The following is a 6,509-nucleotide window of genomic DNA, read 5'->3' on the forward strand; positions in this document are numbered from 1 at the left end:
CGACCCGGGACACCAAAGCAGCCGCCTGAGCCCGCAACGCACCCACACCACGCCCCGACACCACCCACGGCACCACACCCCCCGAAACGGAAGCCGCAGCAGCCTCCGGCACCTCCGCCGGCTCGGGCGCCTCCTCCAGGATGACGTGCGCGTTCGTACCGCTCACACCGAACGACGACACCCCCGCCCGACGCGGACGATCACCCGACCGCCCCCACTCCCGCGCCTCCGTCAACAGCTCCACCGCACCCGCCGACCAATCGACCTTCGACGACGGCGTCTCCGCGTGCAACGTCCGCGGCAGCACACCGTGCCGCATCGCCTCGACCATCTTGATCACACCGGCGACACCGGCGGCAGCCTGTGTGTGCCCGATGTTGGACTTCAACGAGCCAAGCAACAGGGGCCGTTCGCGGTTCTGCCCGTACGTGGACAGCAGCGCCTCGGCCTCGATCGGGTCACCGAGAGCCGTCCCGGTGCCGTGCGCCTCCACCGCGTCCACGTCGGTGGTCGACAGCCCCGCACCGGCGAGGGCCGCCTGGATCACCCGCTGCTGGGACAGTCCATTGGGGGCGGTGAGGCCGTTGCTGGCCCCGTCCTGGTTGACGGCCGAGCCGCGTACGACCGCCAGTACCGGGTGCCCGTTGCGGCGCGCGTCGGACAGCCGCTCCAGCAGCAGCATGCCCGCGCCCTCGGCCCACGACGTGCCGTCCGCCGCGTCGGAGAACGCCTTAGAGCGCCCGTCGGCGGCCAGTCCGCGTTGCCGGCTGAACTCGATGAACAGACCGGGGGTGGGCATGACCGTCACACCACCGGCCAGGGCGAGTCCGCACTCGCCCGAGCGCAGCGCCTGGGCCGCCAGGTGCAGCGCCACCAGCGAGGACGAGCAGGCCGTGTCGACCGTGACCGCCGGACCCTGCAGGCCCAGGGTGTAGGCGATGCGCCCGGACAGCACGCTGGAGGACTTGCCGGTCAGGAGGTAGCCCTCGACGCTTTCGGGGGCTTCGTGCAGGCGGGCGCCGTAGTCCTGGTAGGTCATTCCGGCGAACACGCCGGTCGTGGTGCCCTTGAGGGAGGTCGGGTCGATGCCGGCCCGCTCGATGGCCTCCCAAGACGTCTCCAGCAGGAGGCGCTGCTGCGGGTCCATCGCCAGCGCCTCGCGCGGGGAGATCCCGAAGAAGGCCGGGTCGAACTCGGCCGCCCGGTACAGGAATCCGCCTTCTCGGGCGTATGTCTTGCCGGGTCGGCCGGGGTCCGGGTCGTACAGTCCCTCGACGTCCCAGCCGCGGTCGGTGGGGAAGGCGGCGATCGCGTCCTCACCATTGACCAGGAGCTGCCACAGCCCTTCGGGGGTGCGCACGTCACCAGGCAGTCGGCAGCCCATGGCGACGATCGCGATCGGCTCGTCGTCCTGGGCTCCGGCTGTGGTCGTGGAGTCCCGATCCGTGACCGCGGGAGTGCCGGGTCCCTGGTCCGCCGGTCCGCCGACCAGTTCGGCCTGCAGATGCCGGGCCATGAGGGTGACCGTGGGGTGGTCGAAGACGGCGCCCGTGGCCAGCCGCAGCCCGGTGGCGGCGTTCAGCCGGTTGCGCAGCTCCATGACGCGCATCGAGTCGAAACCGAGGTCCTTGAAAGCGCGTCCGATCTCGACCGCGTCCATGCTGCTGTGGCCGAGGACCGCTGCCGCGTGGGTACGGACCAGCTCCGTCAGTACGCGCTCCTGCTCGCCGGCGGTGAGCCCTGCGAGCCGCTGGGCCGGCGTCGTGCCGGTGGGTCCGGCGTCGGCGGAGGAGTCGGTGCCCGCGGCACGTGCCGCCTCCGGTATCTCGCCGAAGAGGCAGCTCTTCCGGGTGGGTGAGTACGACGCGACGAACCGCTGCCAGTCGACGTCGGCCACGGCGAGGAACGGCGAGGCCGACCCCGTCGCGTGTGCGAGCGCCTCGATCGCGGCCGCCGGGGCCATGGCGGTCAGACCGCTGCGGCGCATGCGCTCATCCGTGTCGTCGCCGACCATGCCGCCGCCGCTCCACGTGCCCCAGGCCAGGGACAGGGCGGGCAACCCGCGGGCGTGCCGGTCCTGGGCGAGCGCGTCCAGAGCGGCGTTGGCAGCGGCGTAGGCGGCCTGGCCGCCGTTGCCCCAGACGCCGATGACGGAGGAGAAGAGTACGAAGGCGTCCAGGTCCATACCGGACGTCAGCTCGTGCAGGTGGCGGGCGGCTTCCGCCTTCGGCCGCAGAACGTCCGCCAGCCGCTCCACCGACAGCGTCTCGATCACGCCGTCGTCCAGAACACCGGCCGTGTGCACCACCGCCCTCAACGGCGGAAGCTGCCCACCCTCCAAAGACTCCAGCAGACCCCGAACCTGCTCACGATCGGCCACGTCGGCCGCGACCAGGCTCACGCCGACACCCAGCGCCTCAAGCTCCCGCCGCAGCGCATCGGCCCCCGGCGCGTGCGCACCCCGGCGCGAGACCAGCACCAGATGCTCCGCACCCCGCCCGGCCAGCCACCGCGCCACATGACCACCCAACGCACCCGTACCACCCGTCACCAACACCGACCCCGCAGGCCGCCACACCCCCGAACCCGACCACCCCACACGCACCAACCGCCGGCCGAACACCCCCGACGACCGCACCGCGACCTGATCCTCACCCGAAGCACCCCCCAACACCCCACACAACCCATCCACCACACGGGCATCCACCACCCCCGGCAGATCCACCAGACCACCCCACCGCTCCGGACACTCCAAAGCAGCCACCCGACCCAACCCCCACACCCCACCCTGCACCGCACCCACCACACGATCGCCACCACCCACACCCACAGCACCCCGCGTCACACACCACAACGGCGCCCCCACACCGGCATCACCCAACGCCTGCACCAACAACAACGTCCCCGCCAGACCAGCCGACACCCCACCACCCACACCATGCGCAGCCTCGTCCAACGCCAGCAACGACACCACACCAGCCAGAACCCCCACACCCCCAAAAGCCCCCGCCAACTCCACACGACCCGCATCCCCACCCACCGGGAACAGCAGTACGTCGGCCCCGCGCGCTTCGAGCGACCGCACCACCGACGAGACCCACTCGTCCCCGGTCAGCCCCGCCGGCACCGCCACCAGCCACCTGCCCACCAGCCTCTCGGCCCGCGCGGACACCGGCTTCCACGACACCCGGTACTGCCAGTCGTTCAGCTCCGCCTGGCGCAGACGCGCTTTGCGCCACGCCGAGAGAGCAGGCAGAACCTCACTGAACGGCCGGTCCGCCGGTACGTCGAGTGCTTCGAGGACCGAAGGAAGGTCCTCGCTCTCGACGGCCTCCCAGAACCGCGCGTCCACCTCGTCATCAGCGACGGCTTCACCGACTCGTACGGGCGCCTCCAGCCAGTAGCGGCTGCGCTGGAAGGCGTACGTCGGCAGGTCCACCAGCTGTGCACCGGTGCCGGCGAAGACCTGCGACCAGTCCACGTCGACACCACGCGTCCAGAGCTCTCCGGCGGAGGTGAGGAAACGGTCCAGGCCGCCGTCCTCACGGCGCAGCGTGCCGGTGACGACCGCTTCATCGACCGTGTCCTGGATGGCCATCGCCAGCACGGGATGCGCCGACACCTCGACGAACACGGCGTGGTCCTGAGCGGCCAGAGCACGCACCGACTCCTCGAAGCGAACGGTCCGCCGCAGGTTCCGGTACCAGTAACCCGCGTCCAGAGCCGTCGTGTCCGCCCAGTCACCGATCACGGTGGAGAAGAACGGAATGCCGGACGACTGCGGGCGCACCTCGGCCAGCACGTCGGCCAGCTTCTCCTCGATGCGCTCCACGTGCGAGGTGTGGGAGGCGTAGTCCACCGGAACCCGGCGCGCCCGGATCTCCTCCGCCTCACAGGACGCGATCAACTCGTCCAGAGCCTGCGGCTCACCCGCCACGACGACCGACGTCGGCCCGTTCAACGCGGCGATCTCGATACGGCCGTCCCACGCCGTGATCCGTGCAGCCACCGCCTCGGCATCCAGAGCCAGCGACACCATGCCGCCGTCACCGGCCAGACCCGCAGCGATCGCCTGCGACCGCAACGCCACCACCCGGGCACCATCCTGGAGCGAAAGAGCCCCGGCCACGCACGCAGCCGCTATCTCACCCTGCGAATGCCCCACCACCGCCGACGGCTCCACACCATAGGAGCGCCACAACGCCGCCAGCGACACCATCACCGCCCACGAAACCGGCTGCACCACATCCACCCGCTCCAACGACGGAGCGTCCGGGACCCCCCGCAGCACAGCTTCCACATCCCAGTCCACGAACTCCGCCAAAGCCCGCCCGCACTCGGCGAACCGCTCGGCGAACACCGGAGCCGTGTCGAGGAGTTCCGCGCCCATACCGGCCCACTGCGAACCCTGACCGGGGAACACGAACACCACCCGGCCGGCAGCTCCGCCGGACCGCTTACCGCCCTGTACGAGGCCCGCCGCCGACTCGCCCTGTGCCAGCGCCCGGAGCCCCGCCGTCAAAGCGGCACGGTCGGTACCGACCACAACGGCCCGCTCCTCCAAGGCCGCCCGGCCCGTCGCCAGCGTCCAGCCCGCGTTCACAGGGGACAGATCCGCACCGCTCTCCACGCGTGCCAGCAAGCGAGCCGCCTGCCCGCGCAACGCCTCGGCCCCGCGCCCCGACAGCACCCACGGCACGGCGGCCGGCTGGACCGGGGCCGCCCGCTCGACATGCTCAGCCTCAGGAGCCTCCGGGGCCTGCTCCAGGATGACGTGCGCGTTCGTGCCACTGATGCCGAAGGAGGAGACGCCGGCCCGACGCGGTCGGCCCCCGCCCGTCGGCCACTCGCGTGCCTCCGTCAGCAGCTCCACCGCACCCGCCGACCAGTCCACCTCGCCCGTCGGCTCGGTGACGTGCAGCGTCCGGGGCAGCGTGCCATGCCGCATCGCCTGGACCATCTTGATCACGCCGCCGACACCCGCGGCGGCCTGCGCGTGCCCGATGTTCGACTTCAACGACCCCAGCCACAACGGCTCTTCGCGATCCTGACCGTAGGTGGCGATCAAAGCCTGCGCCTCGATCGGATCACCCAGCGTCGTCCCCGTACCGTGCGCCTCCACCGCGTCCACATCGGACGCGGCGAGACCCGCACTCGCCAGGGCAGCCCGGATCACGCGCTGCTGCGACGGACCGTTGGGCGCCGTCAGCCCATTACTGGCACCGTCCTGGTTCACCGCCGAGCCACGCACCACCGCCAGCACCTTGTGGCCGTTGCGCCGCGCGTCGGTCAGGCGTTCCAGCACCAGCATGCCCGCGCCCTCGGCCCACGACGTGCCGTCCGCCGCGTCGGAGAACGCCTTCGAGCGGCCGTCGGACGCGAGCCCGCGCTGCCGACTGAACTCCACGAACATCCCGGGCGTCGCCATGACGGTGACGCCGCCGGCCAAGGCCAGCCGGCATTCCCCGGCGCGCAGCGCCTGCACGGCCTGGTGCAGGGCGACCAGCGACGACGAACACGCCGTGTCCACCGTCACCGCCGGACCCTCAAGGCCGAGGACGTACGCCAGTCGTCCGGAGACGACGCTGACCGACTTGCCGGTGAGCAGGTAGCCGTCGAGGCCGTCCGTGGCCTCATGGAGCAGGGCGCCGTAGTCCTGCGACATGGCACCGGCGAAAACGCCCGTGCGGCTGCCCTTGAGGGACAGCGGATCGATGCCGGCGTGCTCGAACGCCTCCCAGGACGTCTCCAGCAGGAGCCGCTGCTGCGGATCCATCGCCAGCGCCTCGCGCGGCGAGATCCCGAAGAAGGCAGGATCGAACTCGGCCGCCTCGTGGAGGAACCCGCCCTCCTGGACGTAGGACGTACCGGAACGGCCGGGATCGGCGTCGTACAGCGCGTCCAGGTCCCAGCCCCGGTCCACCGGGAATGCGGAGATCGCGTCGCTCCCGGTACGCACCAGCTCCCACAGCTGCGCCGGCGAGGTGACACCGCCGGGGTAACGGCAGCCCATGCCGACGATCGCGATCGGCTCCTCCGGCTCCCCGGCCGTGCCCGCCCTCTCGTCGGCCAGCGGCTCCGTGCCGCCCAGTACCTCGACGTCCAGGTGCCGCATGAGGGCGGCAGGCGTCGGCCAGTCGAAGATCAGCGAAGAGGGCAGCCTCAGTCCTGTCGCCGCGTTCAGCTGGTTGCGCAGTTCCACACCGGTCAGGGAGTCGAAGCCCAGTTCCTTGAACGTGCGGGCGGGGTTCACCGCCGCCGCGGAGCCGTACTCCAGAACGGTCGCGACCTGCGAGCGGACGAGTTGCTCCAGCGCCTGTCGCCGCTCGTCGCCCGTGACGGCGGCAAGACGCTCACGCCAGGAAGTCTCGACCGCGGATTCGGCCTCGGCCCTGGCCGGCCGTGCGGCTTCACCGAGCCAGTAGCGTTGGCGTTGGAAGGCGTACGTCGGCAGGTCGACACGAGCGGCACCCATTCCGGTGAACGCCCGCGACCAGTCCACCTCCACA

1 protein-coding gene is annotated in these 6,509 nt (G+C 71.4%); it reads right to left on the minus strand.

The features are described 5' to 3' along the window. Positions 1-6,475: type I polyketide synthase (locus ACH5A8_RS34500; protein ID WP_399007945.1), on the minus strand; the 6,475-nt coding region annotated here is incomplete at its 3' end. Positions 6,476-6,509 lie beyond the last annotated feature (34 nt).

Source organism: Streptomyces sp. NPDC018610, from assembly GCF_044391765.1.
In the GTDB taxonomy this organism is placed as follows: domain Bacteria; phylum Actinomycetota; class Actinomycetes; order Streptomycetales; family Streptomycetaceae; genus Streptomyces.